This is a genomic window from Phormidesmis sp. 146-12 (assembly GCF_052939495.1).
On record NZ_JBJPHS010000016.1, the window covers coordinates 66078 to 88490 of the forward strand.

The following is a 22413-nucleotide window of genomic DNA, read 5'->3' on the forward strand; positions in this document are numbered from 1 at the left end:
CCTGGTTGAAAACCAGCCCAACCTGGAGACTATTAGTACAAACGTTTAATTGGAGGTTGGCTATGGTTTTCAATTGCCAGTTCACTCTATCATCGCCCGCATCATCCTCAACCGCCAGTCAAACCATAAGCCAGACCAGTCCCAGTGCGGCGATCGCACCTCCAACCCCGCCAGTGTTTTCTGGCAACGATATGTTTTACATCATTATTGCCCTCTCTGTCCTGATCCGGGTCATTGTTAATCCGCCTGATCAGCGTCAAAAGTAGATCTACCAGTAGCGTAGCCTTCTGAAAAACCCATCGGGAGGCTTTTCTCTGCTTACTGCGAAAAGGTAGCGATTTTTGCACAACAACCTTAACAAAGAGGCTACCGCTTCGCTGAGGGGATGATCGGTAAAAGGCTAACCTCATGAACCATTACCTCAATTTCACATTGATTGGCGAAGACGGCCGCTTTCATATCCTCTTGCCTTGGCAAAGTGCCCATGCCGTTGGGTTTAATGCGATTGATACTCACCTGCAAAGTGTAGTGCCAGAGGCGGTGTTCGATCGCACTCGTCAATTGAAACTCTCTGAACACCAGCCCGAAGCGAACAGCGTCGATTTTCATGTTTGGCAGCGGCAGCAGAAATTGCAAGATTTTCACGCATACCAACAACGTCTCTCATCACTCATCGGCGGTGTCGTTCAAAAAGTTGGAATCAGCGCGGAAGGGAGCACCTACCTCATCATCGCGGATGCGGAAACTCAACAGGTCTTTCGCGTTGCCGTAGAAAAGTTCATAGAAGCCAGTCGAGCAGGATACTTGTCCATTACCGAACAGCCGCCGAATCCAGAAGCAACAAATGACTTGTTCAACGCTTCGTAATGTGATCGCCACCGCTACCGCGCTTTTGAGCATGACGATTGATTGCTCAAACCTATGGCGTATTTGAATTCTCAAAGATTGCAAAATCCTTTGGAACTAGGCTGGCTGTGGATGCTCGATTTCAACGCTCCAATGCCAAAGCGCAAGTCGAAGCAAGACCAACAAGAAACAGAAGCTCTTGCTCAGTTTGAAGCTGAGGTTGAAACCCGTCGCGACTATTATCAAGTGTGTGGGAGGTGGTAACGATGCCTAAAACAATTCCACCCTCTATTGCTCTGAGATCGCTCAAAGGCATCAGCATTCTCGCTGCCCAAACTTGGCGACACTTGACTGGGGCTGAAACACCAGAGCAAGAAACTGAAGTACTGGAACAACTTTGGCTTTTGCAAGACAGTCAGGAAGCCGCGATCGATGCTCATGCAGAACTCGCGGATCAGATCGATGCAGAACTGGCTGCTATTAAAGCTAGGATGGAGCATCTGATCAGAATTCATGTGGCTGAGATTGATCGCTTGACTCGCTGGCGGGAGGGTCTCGACCGTACCATTCTGCAACTTAATGAGTCTGGATTGATTGCCTCCGAAGCTGTCGGACAGCAGCGCCGCATTCGCATCAAACTCAATCCTCCTTCCTGTGAAGTAGTGGACATGAGCCAGGTGCCGACTGAGTACATCACGGTCAAAGTAGTTGAGGAACGTCGCGTGAATAAAACCGCTGTGAAGGATGCCTGGAAACGCGGGATTCCAGTTACAGGCACTCAGGTAGAACGGAGGCGCAAAGTGGTTTACGAACTTGCTCCAACCAGTCTAGAGCGAATGAAAGTAGCTCAAAACTCCTGACCTGCAAATTGTGTTGAAATAAGGCACCGATCGCTCAGTGCCCTTTTTGATTGGAGGATGCTGATGTCTGACAAGACTGAACAATGGCTCAGTTTCGAGAGTGTCGCCAAAATACGTCACGATACCGCTGAGAACCTGGAAGCACTGGTTCATGAATCCAGTCCTGAAAAAGCTTTTCGAGAGCGTAGCTTGCTCTTTAACAGAGAACGATACGAAGCAGATCAGCCCTGCTTGCAGTGGTTAAAATCTGAAAGTGAAAATAAAACAGAGTCGCGATCGTCAACTGTTCAACAATCAACAGAACAAAGCGATCGTACCTATCAATTGGATTCATTACCAATCACAGTGCAACTACGCTGGCAGCCGGGTCAACCCCGCAAAGTGTTGATTACAGCAACTAGCTACGACGATTTTCCCATTGCCACATTGATTGATGAATCAGATTTGGGCGAGCTACCGCCTGTCCTGAACAATCTGCTGGAATCATTGCATCAGGATTTGCCTGTACGAAAGCTGCGTTATCAGCAGAAGCAACCGAAGACTCAAGCCAAAGAAACTCCGAAGCAAACTTCACTGCCTGCTAAAGTCCCATCGAATGATTCAGCAGTCAAGCCTGTCCAATCGACTCAAATTTCGTTGTTTTAAGGATAGAAGATGGAATCAAAAATACTGGTTGTTTTAGAAGGTCAGCAGCACTGGATCGATGCTGAAATTGCTCAAAGCGATGAGCTACTACGACAACTGTTCAGTACCCTCAGTCCAGAGCTGGCGGGAGCCGAAATTAAACGGAGAGATAGTCGGATTGATCTGATTCCTCGTAAGGGGACGAAAGGTAGCAACCTATTGGAAGTCTTCAATGCTGCTGCAATTGAAATTAATCCGGGTGTGGAGTGTTGTTTGGCACTACAACAACTGGAACTACGAGTTGGGATCGATACTGCTAATGCAGGTACGATCGCCCAGCAAATTGAATCTGCACTCGAACAAAGCAAGAAGTGGGAACAAGCACTTAAAACGACTTTGCATCGATTGGATCAAGCCTCCTCCCACAGTATTGTTCCGCTTGGATTTTAGCTATGCGAATCCCAACAACTCACGCTGAAATCAGCCACCGACTACATCAATACCATCCCTGGGAAACGGTTAGTCTAATGAGTGCTGCCTCGTACCTCGAAGAACGGTTAACGAGCTATCAATTATTAGCGTTGTACCAAACCTTCTTCCCCGATCCGTTTGCCAGCAGCACGGCATCTCTGTATGAATGTCATAGTCTAGAGGGGCATACGCATCGGGAGCTTGAATTTCTAGAGGAACTTGACCGACACATTCCAGTTGGCATGTGGACAATTGAACGAGCGGGTGAAGCTCAACTAGATGGGCTTCCTGTTTTGGATATGGGCATTGATGTTTACGAAGAGGATGCGATCGAGCGGTCACGTCCAGCCGTTCAAATCCTGTTACCGTTGAGCCGGGAAGGACGGCACTGGTTAGAAACCCTTGACGGCAACGAGTGGTACGAAGGTCAGTTCAACCTTGGCTTGAGCCAAATTCAACATCCCGATCGCGTGTCTTCCAAACATCTGCGTCAACGGTTTAACCAGCAACGCCCCCCACTCCGATTTGTGCCTTTGCTGCTAAGCCTGCTGGACAAAACCACAGGTAATGTTTGGCTCGATTGCACCAATAATGAGGCATGGTTCGGTTACGGCGGCGATACCGTCCTGCGCTGGACAGAAGCTAATCTCCGTTTGTTGATAGTGCAGTGGAGACAAGCAAAAATTATTCTCAGTCGATGTGAGGCATTGCTGGACTGGTTGGAAGGGGATTTAACGCCCCGCTTTAACAAGGTACTGGAGCTATGGAACCCACTTTACAACTGAATCTTGAGGATCGCGCCGCTCTCCAAGAAGCAGTGTTGCAAACCCTGAAAAGCGAAGATTGGCGACAGCTTGAAGCCGCTATTTTCGTAGCGAACGGCATGTATGTTTATAAGCGTAAGGTGAGTGACCATCCCCTTGCCTTTGAGTACAAGTGCCTCTCACCGGAAACCCTTCAGAGAGCCTTTCACATTGAACGGATTGATACGGGCTGGCTGCCGAACGGTGTTGTGCGTTGCGGTTCCAATACCGCTGGTGAGTGGGCAGTTTTGTTTATGCCACCGGCTCAACAGACGATCGAATTGCAGGAAACAGGAAAAATGCAGGTTCCACTGCCAGGAATGGTAATGGTTGGAGTTGGCAGGGATTACCGCATTTGGGCAGTATCAAACAAGCAGTTTGAGCTAGATGCAGCAGGCTACCATGCTCCATTACCTAACGTGCATGAGAACGGCAAGATTTGCTGGGGCACTAATTGCCCACCGATCGCTTCTCCCCAAAACATCATTAAAGCCTGGGAGTTGTTCATCTCCAGTCCTTTTAACGGAGATCTGGTTTATGGCAAATCGCGCAGTCATCACTTAGATGTCAGGCAACAATTCACTGCCTTGAGTAGGCGGCGGCGCAAGACCTATCCAACTAATGACTTAATGCCAGCCTGCAAGGGCTATCGATATCTAGCGATCGCAGATTTAGTCGAGGAATTTATTACATGATGAATCAGTCACCTATTACTCCTCATTTGATTGAGTACTATATTGTTACAAAATTGCCTTTGCCGATGCAACACGCCAGTAGCATTGAATATTGGATTGCTAATAATGGTGTGTTTGTTCGTGCTCAGCGTCCAGGTCTAACTGTGCTGATGCCGATTTCTATGCATGAGCAACCGATGAAAGGCTTGGTTGAACTCCAACCATTTATGCAACTGAACCCGCTGGTTCCTGAAGAGTTGTTGTGGCGACTATGGGCGAACGCCTATCACGACTGTCCAAAGGAGGTCTTGTTTCATCTGATTCTAGAAGATGGGCGATGGCAACTGATCACCCCCGACCAACTGCAAAGCCAAACCAGTTGCCAACCGTTTGATACCAGCATAGACTCTTCTACTCACCAGGCGTTGATCGAAATTCACAGTCATGGCAATTTACCTGCCTATTTCTCACCGGCTGACGATACGGATGAGTGCAGCGGCTTTCGTATCTATGGGGTGTTGGGCAATGTTACAGAAGTTCGATCTGAAATCTTGCTACGGGTTGGCTTATTTGGACATGGCTGGACAATTCCTGTGCAGCAGGTGTTTGACGTAGATGCCAACCACGGACTGAACGACCTGTGCCAAACCAATGGGAGTGTGTACTATGCTATCAACCGATCGCATCTTGAACTATGAAATAATCGATGCTCGCCCGGTGGTTGTGCCACTGACAGAAACGACCGAGTTTTGGGTTGTTGGTTGTGGAGGAACTGGATCGTTTCTGGTGCAGTTGCTATGTCGGGTGTTACAACATCTCAGCCAACAGGGGAAGCGTGCAAGTCTCGTACTGGTTGACCCAGATCGGGTTGAGGCGAAAAACCTGACGCGGCAATGTTTTTGTCAAGCGGAAGTAGGATTAAACAAAGCGGAGGCATTGGCGGCTCGGTATGGGATAGCGTTTGGGCTGCCAGTGTGGGCGATCGCTCAACCCTTCAAACCAGATATGATTGCTCGAAACTACAACACGTTGACGGTTCTGATGGGCTGTGTGGATAATGCCAAAGCCAGAGCTAGTCTCGCAAAAGCGTTGGAATTCAATGATGACCGCAGCCCCAAGGTGTGGTGGATTGATGGCGGGAATGGCGATCGCTTTGGGCAAGTGTTGATTGGCTCCAGTCTCTCAAAGATTCAAAAGGATTACGAGTTTAGTGAATTGGGCTGCATCTGGCTACCTGCGCCCAGTATGCAAGCGCCAGAACTGTTGATCAGTAGACCGGAAGAGCACTTGGACAATCGACTATCCTGTGCGGAATTGCTGTTGCTGAATGCTCAAGGTTTAATGGTGAATCCGCAAACAGCGGTGCTGATGGCGGAGGTAGCGTTGGAGTTGGTGAGCGGATGCCTGAAGCGGTTTGCGGTGTACTTTGACCAGACGAGCGGAGTCATGACCTCGAAGTACACGACCCCAGCGGCTATAATGCGAGTAATTCGAGCGAATGGATAGGCAACTTTCACCAGAGAACTAACCCATGACGACCGTGATTTCGGCACCAATTAGTCAAATTAAGCTGGCTCCTGGCAGTGCGATGGCGATCGCGGGGCTGACCTGGAAAACCTATGAAGCCCTGCTGCAAGAGATGGGAGAAAATCGCTCGACTCGAATTGCCTATGACCGGGGAGTGTTGGAAATCAGGATGCCGGGAGAACCTCACGAAATTATCAATCGGCTGCTGGCAAAAATCATTACGATGCTGGCGATGGAGTTCGGGATGGAAGCGAATGATTTTGGGTCGGTGACGCTGAATCGAGAGGAACTCGATCGCGGGATTGAGCCAGACACCTGTTTCTACATCCAGAATGCGGCGAAGGGACAGGGGATGGAGGGGAATGTTTCGGAAAGCCTGCTGCCTAACTTGGCGCTGGAGGTGAACATTGCGAGTTCTTCAGCCAGTAAGATGGCGATTTATCAGGCGATGGGAGTACCGGAAGTCTGGTTGTACAGGTGAAGTATGCTGAAGATTCAGTTGCTTCAGGATGGGCAGTATGGCGATGTTGTCAGCAGTCGCGCTTTCCCGATGGTCAGTGTTGAGCAGTTGAATCAGTGGGTTGAGATGCGGAAAACTGAGACTGATTTGACTGTTTTGCGGGAGATGCAACGTTTTTGTCGGGAATCTAACCAAGTAGGCGACTTGTGATTGTCCCGTTTCCTTGACCACAACCAAGGGTTGTAGCGTAATCTACGTGCAGCAGGTGTCACACAATTGAGGTCAGCGGTTAACAGAATAGCAAGCTGCGAGGAGCGATCGCACTGTTGAGTTGCAGTTTGTGAAACCGCGTCTATCTAAGAGGCGATCAATTCTACAATAGGCGATCAGAAGAGAAAATAAGCCTAACGGTTTGCTGGGGAAAAAGGATGGATAATCGCACTAATCATCGGAAAGGGCTGTGGAAACCAGCCTTGAAATGGACATATTCTAGCTTGGTTTTATTTGTCAGCTTTCTCCTCTACCCTAAACCGGGATGGTGCTTAACTGAGAATCATATCAGTTCGCCTGACTCATCTACTGCAATCGTTGCCCAGAGTAGCTTGAGTCAAGAAGCTGATCGCCTTTTTCAAAAAGCATCTCAGCTTTATGAGAAGGGAACAGAGGAATCTCTCCGTCAAGCGATTGAGCTTTGGAAACAGGCACTACCACTTTACCAAGGCAATCAAAATGAAGTAGCTGTTACACTCAACCAAATCGGTTGGTCTTATTATCGAATACGTGATCTAAAAGCTGCTCAAACCTATCTTGAGCAAGCTTTGCCTCTATACGAAGGAAAAGAAGCAAGAGAAAATAAAGCTAGGACTCTCGGTAATCTAGGAATAGTTTGTGGAGAACTAGGGAAAGGCGATCAAGCTATAGAACATTACCGTCAGGCAGCGTTCTTATGGAAAGAAGTTAGGAATCAAGGTGATTTAGCCAGAGTTCTTATTTACATTTCAAGAATCTATTATGGTCTGGGCGATTCCAAATTAGGCTCATATTATCTTGCTCAGGGAGAGGATTTATTACCACAAGTTGAGAGCCTCGATAGCAAAGCCAATGTTCTGCTCAATCTTGGCTATGTTCTTGCTGATAACAATAGATTAGAAGAGGCTTTGCCCTACCTTAGGGAAGCATATTCCCTCTTCTTGCATCAGAAGGAATGGTTACAGGCAAATGCAACTTTAACCATAATTGCTGAAGCTAATCAGAAGTTAGGAAGATGGGATACTAAGAGAGTAATCGACTACTACTTAAACGAAGTTTTACCTCTAGCAGAAAGAGGGAATGATCAGGCTGGAATTGCAACTGTTTATCAAAATGTAGGTGTATATTATTCAAAATCAGGTAATTTAGATCAAGGAATTAGTTTCCTGAGCAAAGCTAAAACCATTTGGAAAAACTTAGGAGGATATTTAGACAAGGTAGCTCAAATATACAACAGCATTGCACTAATTTATGGAAGGCAGAAGAAGCTAGTGGAGTCGCTAGAAGCGATTAACCAGGCTATAACTCTTACTGAAGGTTTACGAAATGAAATTGATAGCCGTGACTTGCGGATAGCCTATTTCTCAACAGTACAGGACTACTATGAGACTAAGATCCATATTCTTATGGAGATGAGTCAGAAATCTTCAGATGTTTTTCAAAAGCTCTCATGCCGAATGTTAGCATTTGATGTTACTGAACAAAGCCGCTCTCGAACTTTATTGGAGCTGTTAACACGCTCAAGAGGTGAACTTAACTTAGAAAAAATTGAACCAGCTTTACGTAATGAAACGAGTCGATTGCAGCTAGAGTTAAAGGATATTGAGAAAAAACTCAATGCTGCTACTTCGTCAGAAGAAATTGCTAAATTTGAACGGCAATATATTGATCTATCAAGACGATTAGATTCATTAATGAATGGAAGTCGGTATAGAGCGTCTGAAAAAAGCATTATGATCAATGATATTGCTCCAGCAGGCTTGACAGACGCTGAATGTAATTTAAGTAAAGGAAGTAACAGCAATAGCAAAATTAATAATATATATTTAGGTGCCTTACCTGACAACGCTACTCTCTTGCAGTACTACCTTGGAGAATCAGTAAGTTATCTCTTTGTTGCGGGTAAATCTGTATCTGAGGAGTCTTCAGCTTTTGGATTCCAGGTATATACCTTGCCCGGACGCAAAGAAATCGAGGCTGCTGCCGAAAAATTTTATAAACGACTCAAAAACAATGACCCTCCTAAAGCTATTGCTCAGACGGGAGAGTGTCTACGTCAGAAGATCCTTCCCAGAGATTTTCTTGATACTTACAAGAAAGAGCGCTTAGTCATTTCAGCAGATGGTGTTTTGCACAATATTCCATTTGCAGCTTTGCCCCTACCAAGTGCTCAAGAAAAAAGTTCACCTAATGCAGCAGATCTGGATGCCTGTAAGGAGCCTTCATCATCCAAAAGGTTTCAAAACTACGTTCCTCTAGTGACGCGGCATGAAATCATTAATGTTCCCTCCGTATCGTCTATCTATGCAATCCGTCAGCGCTCTTCTAAGCCTGCACCCAAAGCCTTGGCAATTCTTGCTGACCCTAGATTTGATATTACACAGCGAAGTAATCGATCCGCATGCCCATCTTTGCGAAATGGAAGTAAAGAAGGTACAAATCGTTCTAATTCAAATAGGGATTTAGCTTCTGACGTTGAGACGGCACTGCGGTCTGTTGGAGGTGTACGGAAGCAACTGCCCTGTACACGCATTGAAGCCGAGGCAATTTTGTCAGCGGTGAGTGAACCAAGTCAGACGTTATCTGCATTTGACACCAATGCCACTCAGCAGTGGGTAATGGAGTCTTCGCTTTCACAGTACCGTATTCTGCACTTCGCAACGCATGGTTTCGCTAGCGATAGCCAACCTGAACTCTCTGGATTGGTCTTGTCGCGGTTCAATCGTCAAGGTCAGTCGATCGAAGATTATTTTCTGCGCCTAAATGAGATTTTTAATCTAAGATTATCTGCCGAGTTAGTTGTGCTGAGTGCTTGCGAAACTGGATTAGGGAAGAATTTACGGGGAGAAGGCATTATCGGACTGACGCGAGGCTTTATGTCTGCTGGCGCAAAGCGTGTCATAGCGTCTCTGTGGAATGTAGGCGATAGATCTACAGCAGGACTAATGGCAAAGTTTTATCACAGGATGTTGAAAGAGGGATTAAGTCCGTCGGCTGCTTTACAACAAACTCAAATCGAAATGTGGCGAGCCAAAAGGAATCCCAACAAATGGGCAGCTTTCGCATTTTATGGTGAGTGGGAGAAGTAATCGTTGTATCCAGAAACGTAACCGTGTAAGTCCACCTGTAGAGTTTATGGTAAAATCCTTGCAAATCCGCTGTTTATTATAGTCAAAAGTTTTGTGTGAAGGAGTTCTATGTCTAAAAGGTTTCTCAGTTTATTTGTTTGTGGTGTCTTATGTGTCCTGCTTTCAGGAAGTTGGATAACTGTTAGCGCACAATCCTCTCAAGCATTGATTCCAGTTTCCATTGCGTTTAACCCTAAAACGGATGGTCGAACTTATCGTCCTGCTGATTTAGAACAGTCCGATGAGCCTCGCGCTATTCTTGGTGAAGATAACCGTATTCCTGTAACGAAGCGAGAGTTTCCCTGGACAGCGATCGGTCGCATTGATTGGGTGATCAAGGATAAAGAAATTAGTCAATGTACAGGAACCTTAATTGGCAAGAACTTAATTCTTACAAACTCCCATTGTCTGGTTGAACTGCAAGAAGATAAACCTCGACCAATTATTTCTCGAAGTACTGAACAAAAGGGAAATGTTCGTATTGTTTTCAAGCCAAATCTTCGCGAGGGCGATTTTGCTCAAGGAGATAGTGCAACCGTAATCGACTATATCTATGGTTGGGAAGCGGGTGTGAAGTGGTCAGAGGATTGGGCTATTCTCAAATTAGACCGAAATCTAGGAGACAAATATGGCTACTTAGGTTGGAGAACGCTGGATTTCTCGAATTCAAAAGTTCTCAAAGCACTGAAAAATCAGGTGAGATTGGCTGGCTACTCTGGTGATTATCCTACTCGAAAACAGAGAGCAGAAGAAAAGCTTGAAGGCAAAGAAATGGATACGGCTGCTATTCATGTCGGATGCTCGATTGAAGGCTCTTCCGAAAACTTAAAGGTAGCATTTCTGCCGGATGGAACAGCAAAATATGGCGCAACAGGTGAACAGATTTCAAAAGGTTTGATTATTCACAATTGTGATTCTACCGGGGGATCTTCAGGTAGTGCGATCTTGGCAAAGTTCGCTGATGAGCAATACTATATCATTGGACTTCATGCAGGTTGGAATGCATTTAATGCATCAACAATACCAAAAGGTGGTAGTCGAGAAGTTTGTAGGATTACAAAACGCGATAATGAAGGCAATGTAATTTATGATACCAGTAATGATCTAGAGTACGATTCTACTGGTATTTGTCGTAATCGCGCTGTTCGGGCTTCTCAATGGTTCGCTCAAGCTGCAAAAATGCGCTCGGGAAAATAAACTTAAGTACAGTCAAAATCACCTGTATTTGGGGTTACGATAACGAGACATAATGGCTATTTCTGTAACTCTCCTTTGGGAACCGATTGCGTTTCTGAGATGCCGTAGGCTTTATGTTTCTGCACCATTCCCTGAAACTTCTCTGCCCTGACAGTATTCATTGCTTCACCCACTTCCCCCGTCTCAAAATTGCCGTGACAAACCAACCCACCCTGCTCATCGCGCACCGCATAGTCGCCACCCGCCATCACCGTCGCTTGCCAGCGTGCGCCAATCGGTAACTGAACCGCCTCCGCAGGTGAAGGCAACCGATGATAGGTTTGAGCAATAGCTTGTGCCAACAATGCTTGCGTCGATCGCTCTCCATTCAACTCCCTCGGTTCTGCTGATCCAACCACTTGCAAAGACTGCCGCCCGGATGATGGCGACAAACTTTGATGTGCTTCCTCCGACTGCCGATCCACCTGTACCGATCGTGGATCGACCTGCAACTGCACCATCGAGCGGGTAAAGTCCGCGATCGCAGCTTCAAAGGTTGCTCCAATCGGTAACTTGGGAGTCTCCGGAGCAAAGGTTCCCAGAATACCGCCATCTCTCACCTTCAGCACAGGCACTCCATTCATCGCATGGTACTTGGGATGATTGGGGTCTAACTCATAGGGCACCACTTCAAACTGAATTCGGTTTCGCCAGCGTGAGAAGTTCTCCGTCGCGTAATCGTTGTGAGCAATGCCGATCGCCTTAATTGCTTCGATCTCAAACTCTTGAAGCTGGTTGATCACCTGCTCTGTCATCAACGTGTATGCCAGCGCCGCTTTGCCTATATCTCCGTCCCATTGCGCCCAGGTCAGATCCACTGGGGGAACTACTCGCAGATCATCAGGAATCTGGTCGATGTCAATCATCTGATTGCCAAACGTCTGTTGCAAGACGGCTGCATTGCGCTCCGACAGATCAGGCAGGTAAAAATCCACCACGGGCAGGGCAGCATTAACCACGGCTTCATAGCGGATATGACGAGCTTCCAAACTATTCATCCAGTCCTGAGCACGATCGAACGGCACACTCAACTCATAGGCTTCAACCTCATAGGGACTGCTGGGGAGCGTAAAAGTGCCCTGGTTAAAGGTGATGGGCAGTTTCCTCGCGACCTCCATCGACTGTTTACGCGGTCTATCTAACTCCGGGCGAGTGTGCTGGGTGTGCCAGACGGCGGCGGCAATCTGACGTTTTTCACCATCGCCGGGAAAGGCTTCATGAATCTCCGCTCGGTAGGATTCATAGAGGTTGCCCAATGCCTCCCTGAATGCCTCCGCATCCTCACCGCTCATCTCCCGGATTTGGGCCGTTGCCTGTTTTGCCCGTTCCTTCAACGTCTCTGCCCAATCAAGCGCATCCACATCCAGATCCTCCCGTTCAAACAAATAGCGGAAGTGTTCACGAGGCAGCGATCGCAATTGGGTGGCTTCCCAGAGCGGATTGATTTGTTCTGCGATCGCACACAGCACCGAAACCTCACTCTGTTCTGGTGCCTGAGTCGGTAGCCCAAACTTCCGATACAGATGAGAATCTTTCTGGAAATCGAAGAAGGGCGATGGATGTTCCTTGCGCCATTGTTTGGTGTCATCCAACAGCGATGGATCAATGCTTTCCAGGCGATCAGCACTTTTCGGCGAATCAACCTCTACTTGCAGAGCTGCCATCAGGCGATGCAGAAGCTTCTGTTGCTTGTGGGCAAACTGCTTCTGCCCAATCGGTGAAGCTGCTTCGTCAGGTGTGGGTAGCGAGGTATGTACCCGCCCAATCAGCGTGGCAACTCGCCCAATGCTGTTCTGACACACCGCCGCCGCGATTTTCGGCAGAGTGTTGTAGGTGAAGTTGCCGTTCTCATCCTGTACTTCTGTGTAGGGCACTTTTTGCCGTTTGACGACGGGTGGAAAGCGTCTTGCCTCTCCAGCTCGCAGCGTTTCTTTGGCAATATTCGGCATCCATTTGGCAGGGGTAGCAATCAGTTGATCGCCATCAAAGTCGCACTGGTGATACTCTGCCGCATCCCTGGGATTGATCCACACTGCCCCTTTGACCTCACACAGTTTAGGATCGTGAGTGTTGCAATAGACGCGGATGTTGTCCGACGAGACGATCGGATAGCGAGTGACGATGACATCGCCTTGGGGCAGGTGAGGCGCACAAATCGTGCCACGGGATAGCTCAAGACCCGGTTGCGCCATACCAGAACTGTGTTGAAAGCCTGTATTGACAACCAATTCCCGCCAACGGTTAGCCACTTGAGATTCCATGAAGTCCACAACTTTGGGAGCGTAGAGTAGGAGTCCGTGGCGGTCGTGACGCAGAATCGAAATCATGCGAGACTCTTGGCGCTCCCCATCCTCCCCGACATCTTCTGCATCACTTTGCTGGCGAAACTGCTGTTGCTTGTCGTATTGATTCACCAGGTATTGAGCCAGATGAAGCGGATTGCGTTGCCTGTCGGCTAGTTCGTGGGCTTGCTTCAGGGTGGGTTTCAGAAAGTCCGCCAAGATCGCATCTTTGGAATACCACATGGAAAACTGCCAGGAATTGCTGTAACGAGATACTTCAGCGTTGGCACGATTCCCAAAGGCAACCGAGGGCAGGTGATAGTCGCCACAGGGTAAGCAATCATCCAATTGGTCTTTGCGGACACCCTTGATTGAAGACCGATCCATCACCAGATCAACACCGGGTGGTAGTGTGGGATCAACTAAGAGAGTTCCTTTCGCCAGAAAGCTGATAATCGGCGCTGCTGACTGATGAGACTGACTGGCATCATATGCCATCCGAAACTGAAAGGGGCGACTCTCCTCTGGAGACACTGCGTGAACGCGGGAAGCGCCCTCAAATCCCAGTGATTCAAACAGTTGGGGTGAGATTTTGCCGTGACAGTCGTGGGTTTTGAACTTTGCATAGTCGGGATCGGAGTAGTCTACCAGCTTGAGGTTGAGGTGGTTGAGCGATGTGATGCCCTTGTAGCAATCGCTCACCAACAGTGACCCATAACGACAAGCCGTATCGCGCTCAGTCGCAAAGAATTGGGTCAGCTTCTCTGCTAGCGACTGATCGGCAAAATAGAAGTTTTTGTCGGAACTGAACACCAGTTTGCGGGTGATGCCATCCTCAAACCGACAGGCTTTCAAGTGCTTTGCATCGAGTGATTCTCGGTCCAACTTGACCAACAGCAAAGACTTCAGTTCATGGGGTGAAAAAAGCTGCTCTAGTAAAGTGTGGCGCACGACCTGCGGTTCTAACCATTTGCGATCGCCTTCTGGTGTGACATAGCAGGTCGGAATCGAAAGCCCACTTCCTTCTAGTCGAGTCGTTTCCATACCCACCTCATAGTTCTGGCTGACGCGGACGTTTTAACTGTCGCTGTTTCTGATCCCGCTGGGGTGTCTGCTCTAATTGTTTGTCCTGGCTGATTTGTTCTGGTTCCGGTGTCAAATCTCGAAGTAGTGATTCCATCTCATCATGCGAGATTTCACACTGCTGAATTTGGGGTGGCTTATTGGCTGCCAGTGTTGCAGTAAGCACCTGATTATTACTACCTACTCCGTAACCTGTGAGCAACCGTGAACCATCCGATCGCGGTTCCGTGACCTCAAACTCATACTTGGGATTGCCATCGCCATCTGCCCAGGCAAAGCTGACCGGGCGATCGCCAAACGTCACCTGTTGCTGAAATGCTTCCACTACTCCCTGGGCGGCTGCGATTTGGGCGTACCGTGCTGGAGTTTGAGGCAAGTTCAAGATGGCTTGTCGATCGTCTTCGGAAAGCTCATTATAGTGAACCTGCCACTGCCCAGAATTAAATTTCTCTGCTTCAAACCAAATATCATTAAGGTTGGCATCCGAAACAAGCAAGCGAGTGGAATTACCCTGTACATCAACCCAGAGCGTCTTGCTGTCTGATAACGGAATTTCAGAGTCTTCCCCTGATGATTGAAGTATCTGAGCATAACCCCATAAAGATGCTGCACACCGTGATTGATTGTCATCTGGCTCTGGTTCGTCAGATGTGAACGCTCGGGGTTGCTCATCCACCAGTGCATCCACTGCATTCAGCACGTCGGTATTTGGCTGAGATAGGTTTATAGAATCCTCTGGTTCAAGAACTTCAGATTGCATTTCCTGAGGAGGCGATTGGAGTTGAGCAAATTGCTCTTCCAGGCGCGTCATCGCTTCTTCCAATCGATCCAACCGTTTTGATAGTTGTTTGAGATAGTTCTCGATTTGAGTAATTTGTTCGTCAACGGCTGCTTGTCGATTCAGTTCTAAAGGTTCTAATGAGTTAAGTACAGGATCAAGTTTTTGAGATAACTGATTGGTTTTATTGGTGAGTGTATTTGTCGCTTCAATAAACGGTTCGGTAACAGCAGGTGATACCTCATCACTCGTCGGTTCTGGGGCTTCTGGGGGTAATGATAAAACTTCAGCCCGCTCTGATAAATCATCCAATCGCTGTGCTTGCCGCATTGTCAAGTCTGCTAACCTTTTGAGTCTGGCTTGACGACGTTGATCAGGGTCATCTAGAGCTTTGGCAAGGGCGATCGCCACGGCGATCGTGCTGGTGGCAAGCTGTCCAGTTCCGCCTGCGACATTTAATCCATCAACAGTCGCACCGCCTCCATTTGCCAGTCCTTGAGTTGCTCGGTTAGCGGCTTCCAACACGGAGGACTCGATCGGTTCTTCCTGCCGTGCTGTTGGTCTGGATGATTGTCGAGGCTTCGGTGCTGATTTCTGAGCTGTTTTCTTGGAACTTGGTGAAATCAGATCATCATCTGCGATCGCTTCATCAATTAATCCTAACTTTTCACCGGATGCCTGAGCAACTGGTTGAACGATGCGAGTTTGAGATGGTTGAACGGTTAAATCGTCGTCCAAGTTAACATCACCTGTTGCATCAGTTGCATCGCCATCGACGATAAACTCATCTGCATCCAGATCCAGTGGTGCTTGCTCAGACTCCAGCCCTAACACAGCTGCCAGCGATGAAGGTGTGAAGTAATTGTCGTCAACCGGAAGATCAGCCCCTGCCGCCTTGAGATTTTTGATCAGATACGAACCACTTGTGCGTTCAGCGGGGCATTGCTCTAAATAAAAACGAAATCCCCGCACGTCTCCATCGCGATCGCACAGTTCCATTGCAATTGGTGCTTTACCTGTTGCCCGTGAGAAGTCCTCTACGTATGCCTTTACGTCATCCCAGGACTGGAATTCACCTTGAGGAGCCGCCGCGATCGCTTTCGTCAAAGTGTTGTAGATATGCTTAAGCCGAGCCGGGTCAGTCAGATGATTGCTGGTTTGCGATCGCTGAGTTTTCCCCTGATATGACGACTGTCGGGTTGCTTTTGGGGTGCGGGTTGTGACTGCCATAAGCTCCTCTCCATTAAATTCGTCGCACAATCAGCGAGGTGACTGCGCCTGTGAGGTTCGATAACCCATTGAAAATGGCACCACCGGAGTTGTTAAGGGCACTGAAGAGTGAAAGACCACCCCCAGCCGCAACAGAAGTCACCAAGATCGGCGCAAAGATGGCGATGAAAACCGGAAATGCCAGATCTGCGATCGCTTGAGCGTTGGCAATTACTAGAATCGATGCTACCAACCCCACAAGTATGTTCCAGCCCAATTGAATTCCAAACAGTGACATAAACCCAATACCCCATGCCCAGATAGGTTTGCTGCCCAGTGGTAGAACGCTCAACGCCATTGCGATCGGCGCAAATAGCCCAGTGACCAACAGTGCAGCTTCTAGAGCATTGAGAAATGCCCAGGTGAGCGCCCAGAGGAATGACTCAATCAGCTTCTGCAAGGGTGCTGCCAGCGGCTCAAAAATATCGATGCCTTCGCCGTTACCCAGCAGAGCAGCAATATTTGTGCCTGCTGTTGTTGCAACGCCTGCACCTGATAAAGAAAACAAAGTCTGGGCATATTGTTGGAGCGTACCCAGTGAACCATTGTTGGTTCGTTCGGCTGCTGACACAATCCGTTCAACAGCTTGCCGTTTAGCTGGGTCATTCCAGCAGGTAATTAGCGCATCCCCTGTTTTGTCTCGACATTCGAGGTAAATGGCATCGATTTGAGTTCGTGCCGATTGAGTCAAAGCAACATTGGAGATTGCTTGATTGAATGTCAGTCCTCCAACCTGCACTTCTAAAACCTGACGCACTTGGGCTGTGGCGATCTGACGCATGAGCAGAACAGTGTTCGCTAGCAGATTGCCGCTGCCAGAGAGAAAGAACAGCACTACTAGGGGCCACACGAACATTGTGGCGAGGTCTGACCAGGACTGCCGAGCGAGAATTTCTTTGCCTTCTTTGATCGCCAGGAAAATGATAGAGAGTGCACCCAACGTAATGGCAAATCGCACCAGGGCGATCCATAATCCGACTTCTCCAGTGGCAAAGCCTGTTCTGAAAATGGACAGCCATACCCGATCCCAAGCTTCTGATGTGGCTTGACTGAGTTCCAAGGTGTTGGCAACTGTATTAGCGGCTGCTCCGGCTGGGTTGTTTTGAAGCTGCGCCAAAACTGGCAGAATTATTCCCGTCATTGATTAGATCTCCGAACGTTATTCACCCAACGCCGAACTTAAAGCCGATGGAGTGTTGGAAGATGATGCTGTTTGACTGCTGCTGGTCGCTCTATCTCCGGCTAACGTCTTACCCCCCGGCAGGTTCAGCCAGGTCATGCCACGGGCAGCGGAACGAGCCGTTGTTCTTTCATTGCGACGATCCGCGACGTTGCGTCCGGTAATGGATTCAGCCATTTGCGATTGCAACAGCAGGTCTTGTGCGCGATCGATGCGGGCTTGTTGGGCTTCACCAAATTGTGCTGCCTCAATTTCTGCTTGCTTACCCATTTGCAGCGAAACGTTTTGTAGAATTTGCTGAGTAACATCTAAACCTTGAGATTCTTGCGCTAGAGAGCCGCTGGTACTCGCAGCATTTCCAACAGCAGTCAGATTCTGCTTTCCTCGCGCTTGTGCTTGCTGACTCAACACAGAACCATATGCTGTTCCTCGACTGGCATCTCGTTCAGAACTTTGAGCCAAGTCAGCTTTGACACTGAAGCTGGGTTTGTCTGTTCGATTCTCTAGCGATGCCGCGAGTCTGGAGGGAGTCGTACTGTCGCCACTGCCCTGGAAAATGGTAGCAGTTAGTTGAGATAAGTCAGGGATGCCCAATCCTGCCAGAGTTGATTGTAGCAATTGATTGATCGCTCCATTGTCAAACCCAAAGATGTTGGCGATGTTCAACCATCGGTTGGGATTCTCCAGTACTCCTCTAGCGGTGTTGAAAATCTCACCCGGTTCGCTAGCAACATTGACCTGCTTTAGAGTACCACTCTGAGTCGGTCCAGCAAACCCACCTGTACTTACTGGCAGCCCAGTTGAATCGGTGTACTGAGCGGATGCTCGTTGGGGTTGCATCAGGTCGAGGGATGCGGCGATCGCTAGAGCAGAAAGCGACGAGGTGAGGAGGATAAATTTAGATGAATGCATTGTAATCTCCAATGGAACATCAAGGGAATTAACTGGCGCGTGCTGTAACAGGAACTAATTCGGGAGTAGGTTCAGAAGTAGCTGGAATCATTTCAATGGTTGGTTTCGTCCCAATATGGGCAAAGCCGTGCCCTTCTTTGAGAGCGGCGATATAAGCAGGTGTAAACGCGGCTAATCCCTCAATCCTACCGATCTGGGTGTTGGGATAGCGGGCAAGAACACGAGTGCGGGCAGCCCGTTCATCCTCGCCACTGGCAACCGTTGCCAACAGCATCTCCGCAGGATAGTAACGGGCATTCCAAAATCGACCACTGCGCTCAATCAACCAGCACGAATACAGTCCAGATCGGCGGGGTAAGTAGGCTTCGGATGAATTGCGGACAATGATGTCCATCGGATAGCCCAAGTAGCGATGAAAAGATGCACAAGCATTTGCCGTGAGTCGTCCGGTGAGGCGGTAGGTCAGGTTTTGCAAAATCATTGCCCCTGCTGAACAAGTCGCGATCGTGTCTGGGTCTTGGGAGGAAAGCAGAACAGATATCCCGTCCTTCCGAGCGGTGGCACACAATTCACCCACAATATTGGCAAACCCATCTTTTTTCAGCAGTGTAGATAACTCATCACCGACAAACAGACTCTTTGGATGTGCCAGGGCATTACGGATACAGGCTCCATGTGCCACGATCGACAGCACCAGCGAATCCAGATCGTTGCTGAGTCCAGTTAAGGCAAAGAACTTCATCAAAGGTTCTGGTGATAACGAGCTGGGACGACCGATCGCATCTCCTAACGGTGAAGCCAAGACTGCCTGAAGCCGTGAGCGAATTTGGTTGATTGCTTGAGCATCGATTGCTTCAAAGGAGTTGAGGTTCAGACGCTCTTTCGAGATGTAGCGGATGAAGTCATACAGGGTTGGCATCTGCTGCCATTCGGTCGATCGCCAGCCTGCTTTGAATGCCTGGTTGTATCGCCCCACTATTTCTGAATCATCCAAAAATACATCTAATCCTTGCAGCAATAAATCGTCCACTCGCTGTGCCAAGTGGGGATAGTGCAACTTACCCATCACAATTGTGTTGAGTGCTTTGCGGGCAAACTCCTTCCACGATTTCAGGCGCAACTCAAACTCTTCTCCGCTGAAAGCTCGGAGATCAGGTGGTTCAAGCAAGTTATTCCGTGCCTGACTGATATCAAAGTATGCGCCTCTTTCAGGTCCTAGTGCTTCCACTAAGGTCTTGAAGGTTGATTCTCCGGCAGCAGTCGGCATGTCCATTCCCACCACTGGAATGTTCGACATTAAGGCACGGGTGATGAATTGAGAGAGCAACACAGACTTACCAGAACCAGTCTGTCCAGTTAGCAGGGCATGAACGGTTTGTTCCTCAAATAGGTCTACATGAATTGGCTTGCCTCCTTCTGCTGTGATAAATTCCACGCCGCGACGATCGAGATCGCGTGGAACCGTAAGCGGCAACACACCAGCAACCGTCTCATTATCCAGAGTCAGGCGACGGTCTTCGGTGTCCAGCAGCCCATTGAACTGCAACAGTCGCTGGAGTGTGATTGGTAACGTTTGAAGCCACATCTGCCAGCAAACGTGACGCGATCGCACCACATTGGCAGAACCGAAGGAATTTGCCAACATCTCACAGGCGCTGTCCAACTCATCAGAGGTATTGCGCCAAACCGTGAAAACAACTGCAACGTGCAGCGCGGTTGCTCCTTTGTAAAGCTTGCGTTGAGCGTCAAAACTTTCTTCGGCTTTGACCTCAGCACCAATATCGCGCCCCTGTCCCTTTGTAAATGCATGGGTGGAAGCCGTTCGTGATTGTCGAGCGGTTCGTGCCAGGTTGTCATTAATCAGAAAGCGTGAGGCAGGCACGATCTCAACTAACACTTCAGTGTCGCGCACGTAAGGCTGGGACATCGCTTTCCAGAGGGCTGCCAGTTGGGTGCGGGTGTTGAGCCAGCCTTCAACCGCATCCTGCATGAACAGTAACCCGCCCACGCGACGGTTAACCCAAACACACTCCCGGTTCTGGCGATGTTCTGGACAGGCGGAATGTCCTTGGGTTCCCTGAATCAAAATTGTGGTGGAGTGTCGTTCTGCTAAAGTTTCCTCAGTCAGTTCAATGCCCCCTACTGAATCCTGCCAAGTGAGCAATTGCGGAATTGGTGGAGCTGGAGTTTGGTTGAACCGCTGCCAGAGCCAGCCCCATAGGTCGGGTGCCGTCATTGGCGTAAGCTCCAGCCCAGCCTTAGTATTGAGCAGTCGTTCCCAGTTGAGAAAGGCTTCATACCCTTTGCCCATGACCTGCACCAGGAATTGTTTGTAGGATTCATTCTTGGCACCCCGCATGGCATCCAGCAGGTTGGTCACACGCTGCGAAAGCTTGCTGATCCAATCTCCCCATCGCTGCTGACCGTCGGTATTAATGGTGTAGGTGCAAAAGATTAGCGAATTCCACTGTCGGCGATCGCTCGTGTGAGTCAGTTGCTGAATCCGCTTTTGCTCCGATCTCCCCAACACCATTGCCAGTGGATCTGGAGTCTGCCTGACGAGGGTTTCAAGCTCTTGCTGCCGTTGATGGTCATCGGCAAAGCAACTCATGTAGAAGCGCAAAGATTCTCCAGGCGGACACTCTTTCATTGCTTCTTCAAGCTGAGCAGCGATCGCTATGATCTCTTCACGGGTCAAGGTAGTGTGCAATCCCTGTAATCGAAACCCAAACACCAATTGCCAGTTTCCGCCTTTGTTTAGTAGATAAGCCCCAATATCCCGGTTGTCCTTAACCAATCGCGTTATGCAGCACAGGTCAAGGAAGTTCTCGAATGGGTAGAGGCGATGGGATTGTCCTCGTTGATCCATGACGGATGTTGGTTTCAAATTGTCCTTCATCGTGGTCTTCCTTCTGGGCTACCTCTGTGAGTCTGTTCGCGAACTCTCAGTAGGGAATAGTAGCGGCAATAGCCTGTTGTCCAGTCCGAACCTGGTGTTGATTTGAATCGATCTGTGAAGTCATAGGAATGCTTGCCGGTGAGCAGCCACCAGGTTGCAATCAGCCAAAAACAGACGGCGAAGAAAGCGGCTAATCCTAGACTGAAAAGCTCCATCGTCACGACCCATGAGCCGATAATGATGGCGATCCAGGGCAAAATTTGATTAGCAGGGACAGGACCAATGCTGGGAATCTTGCCCAGTGCTTTATTGACTTTGACAAAATCCCTATCTGGATCTCGAATTGCCATAATTTTGAAGCTGTAAAGAATGCCAACTGCAAAATGTGAAGTTAACCTCCAGCACCTCCTTGGGGCACGAAGATGGCAGTGATTACGTCCAGCCCCAAGACAACACCGAATGCCAAACCCACTTGAGTCGCGATCGGTCTCCAGTCGTTACCTTGCTGTGCCTGGTTATAAGCAAACAGGGCTGCTACTGCCACCAAAAGCAGGAAAATAGCTCGGATTACGTTAAACACCAGACCGATTGATTCTTCTGAAATGCCCTCTCCACCACCTGCACTTTGGGTTGCAAGTTCTGTCACAAATCCCTCCATGCCGGACAGGAAGATGGCATGAGCCGGGGTAACGGAGTCGAGGGTAAGAGCGATCGCCCCGATTGGAACCAGCAAATGCCAGGGACGAATCTTGGTGCGCCACTGTTTGTTGAAGTAGGGCAATCGACTGCCTACCCAATTAAGGGCAAAAGCAGCCAGAGAGCCAATAGTCAGAATGGCTATCAACACAGGTGTTTTGTAGAAGAAGTAACCAAACATGCCTGCCCAAGTGGAAAGCCAAAAATAATCCTGGATGTCTAAACCAAATGTGGAACTCAGACGGGCAAAAATGTTGGCATGTTCTGAGCGAGTTCTATTTTGAGTCAGCATAAAAGCAAGTACTTGTGAACGTTGTTAACTCATCATGTGCAGAGGTACTGGTGTAGTACCTCTGCCACTTGTCCAAATGGGATTGGAAATCTGGCAGAGGTGAGGTCAAATTACCAACGCAACAATGGTTTTGGACGTAACTGC

Annotated in this window: 21 protein-coding genes; 14 read left to right on the forward strand and 7 right to left on the reverse strand. The window is 48.7% G+C overall.

Features of this window, described 5'->3' with window-relative positions:
* Positions 1-62 precede the first annotated feature (62 nt).
* From ACKFKF_RS09800 to ACKFKF_RS09865, 14 genes are all read left to right on the forward strand, one after another.
* Positions 63-266, forward strand: a complete 204-nt coding sequence (locus ACKFKF_RS09800; RefSeq protein WP_446867559.1) for a hypothetical protein — start codon at positions 63-65, stop codon at positions 264-266.
* Positions 267-408: 142 nt separating this feature from the next.
* Entirely contained in the window at positions 409-867 is a 459-nt protein-coding gene (locus tag ACKFKF_RS09805) for a hypothetical protein (RefSeq protein ID WP_446867560.1), read from the forward strand.
* 54 nt (positions 868-921) lie between these two features.
* Positions 922-1110, forward strand: coding sequence for a hypothetical protein (locus ACKFKF_RS09810; protein ID WP_446867561.1), 189 nt, complete (start codon positions 922-924; stop codon positions 1108-1110).
* 2 nt (positions 1111-1112) lie between these two features.
* Complete coding sequence (locus tag ACKFKF_RS09815) at positions 1113-1706, forward strand: siphovirus Gp157 family protein (protein WP_446867562.1); 594 nt, start codon at positions 1113-1115, stop codon at positions 1704-1706.
* 63 nt (positions 1707-1769) lie between these two features.
* The gene (locus ACKFKF_RS09820; RefSeq protein WP_446867563.1) at positions 1770-2351 is read left to right on the forward strand and encodes a hypothetical protein; all 582 of its coding nucleotides are present in this window, start codon (positions 1770-1772) and stop codon (positions 2349-2351) included.
* Between the two features lie 9 nt (positions 2352-2360).
* The gene (locus tag ACKFKF_RS09825) at positions 2361-2780 is read left to right on the forward strand and encodes a hypothetical protein (protein ID WP_446867564.1); all 420 of its coding nucleotides are present in this window, start codon (positions 2361-2363) and stop codon (positions 2778-2780) included.
* A 2-nt stretch (positions 2781-2782) separates the two neighbouring features.
* Positions 2783-3586 (forward strand): hypothetical protein, encoded by an 804-nt coding sequence (locus ACKFKF_RS09830; protein ID WP_446867565.1) that lies wholly within the window; start codon positions 2783-2785, stop codon positions 3584-3586.
* Positions 3565-4299, forward strand: coding sequence for a hypothetical protein (locus ACKFKF_RS09835; RefSeq protein WP_446867566.1), 735 nt, complete (start codon positions 3565-3567; stop codon positions 4297-4299). Before ACKFKF_RS09830 ends, ACKFKF_RS09835 begins: the two co-directional genes overlap by 22 nt.
* On the forward strand, positions 4299-4976 hold the full coding sequence (locus ACKFKF_RS09840) for a Mov34/MPN/PAD-1 family protein (protein WP_446860397.1): 678 nt from the start codon (positions 4299-4301) through the stop codon (positions 4974-4976). The genes ACKFKF_RS09835 and ACKFKF_RS09840 overlap by 1 nt, the downstream gene beginning before the upstream one ends.
* Positions 4945-5784, forward strand: a complete 840-nt coding sequence (locus tag ACKFKF_RS09845) for a ThiF family adenylyltransferase (protein ID WP_446867567.1) — start codon at positions 4945-4947, stop codon at positions 5782-5784. The genes ACKFKF_RS09840 and ACKFKF_RS09845 overlap by 32 nt, the downstream gene beginning before the upstream one ends.
* A gap of 25 nt (positions 5785-5809) precedes the next feature.
* Positions 5810-6286 carry a Uma2 family endonuclease gene (locus ACKFKF_RS09850; protein ID WP_446867568.1) on the forward strand — a complete coding sequence of 159 codons (477 nt, stop codon included), beginning with the start codon at positions 5810-5812 and terminating at the stop codon, positions 6284-6286.
* A gap of 3 nt (positions 6287-6289) precedes the next feature.
* On the forward strand, positions 6290-6475 hold the full coding sequence (locus ACKFKF_RS09855) for a hypothetical protein (RefSeq protein ID WP_446867569.1): 186 nt from the start codon (positions 6290-6292) through the stop codon (positions 6473-6475).
* A 392-nt stretch (positions 6476-6867) separates the two neighbouring features.
* Complete coding sequence (locus ACKFKF_RS09860; RefSeq protein ID WP_446867570.1) at positions 6868-9603, forward strand: CHAT domain-containing protein; 2736 nt, start codon at positions 6868-6870, stop codon at positions 9601-9603.
* 108 nt (positions 9604-9711) lie between these two features.
* A complete protein-coding gene (locus ACKFKF_RS09865) occupies positions 9712-10839 on the forward strand; it encodes a trypsin-like serine peptidase (protein WP_446867571.1) in 1128 nt (375 codons plus the stop codon).
* Between the two features lie 56 nt (positions 10840-10895).
* Here the strand turns inward: ACKFKF_RS09865 and ACKFKF_RS09870 are convergent, their stop codons facing one another.
* From ACKFKF_RS09870 to ACKFKF_RS09900, 7 genes are read right to left on the reverse strand one after another with little or no spacing between them, the layout of a single operon-like run.
* A complete protein-coding gene (locus ACKFKF_RS09870; RefSeq protein ID WP_446867572.1) occupies positions 10896-14204 on the reverse strand; it encodes a hypothetical protein in 3309 nt (1102 codons plus the stop codon).
* Between the two features lie 7 nt (positions 14205-14211).
* Positions 14212-16251 (reverse strand): hypothetical protein, encoded by a 2040-nt coding sequence (locus tag ACKFKF_RS09875; RefSeq protein ID WP_446867573.1) that lies wholly within the window; start codon positions 16249-16251, stop codon positions 14212-14214.
* Positions 16252-16264: 13 nt separating this feature from the next.
* On the reverse strand, positions 16265-17431 hold the full coding sequence (locus tag ACKFKF_RS09880) for a hypothetical protein (RefSeq protein ID WP_446867574.1): 1167 nt from the start codon (positions 17429-17431) through the stop codon (positions 16265-16267).
* An 18-nt stretch (positions 17432-17449) separates the two neighbouring features.
* A complete protein-coding gene (locus ACKFKF_RS09885) occupies positions 17450-18382 on the reverse strand; it encodes a hypothetical protein (protein ID WP_446867575.1) in 933 nt (310 codons plus the stop codon).
* Between the two features lie 28 nt (positions 18383-18410).
* Positions 18411-21281, reverse strand: a complete 2871-nt coding sequence (locus ACKFKF_RS09890) for a hypothetical protein (RefSeq protein WP_446867576.1) — start codon at positions 21279-21281, stop codon at positions 18411-18413.
* Complete coding sequence (locus ACKFKF_RS09895) at positions 21278-21631, reverse strand: hypothetical protein (protein ID WP_446867577.1); 354 nt, start codon at positions 21629-21631, stop codon at positions 21278-21280. Before ACKFKF_RS09895 ends, ACKFKF_RS09890 begins: the two co-directional genes overlap by 4 nt.
* A gap of 41 nt (positions 21632-21672) precedes the next feature.
* Positions 21673-22269: a hypothetical protein gene (locus tag ACKFKF_RS09900; protein WP_446867578.1), complete on the reverse strand. Its 597-nt coding sequence runs from the start codon at positions 22267-22269 to the stop codon at positions 21673-21675.
* Positions 22270-22413: the final 144 nt, after the last annotated feature.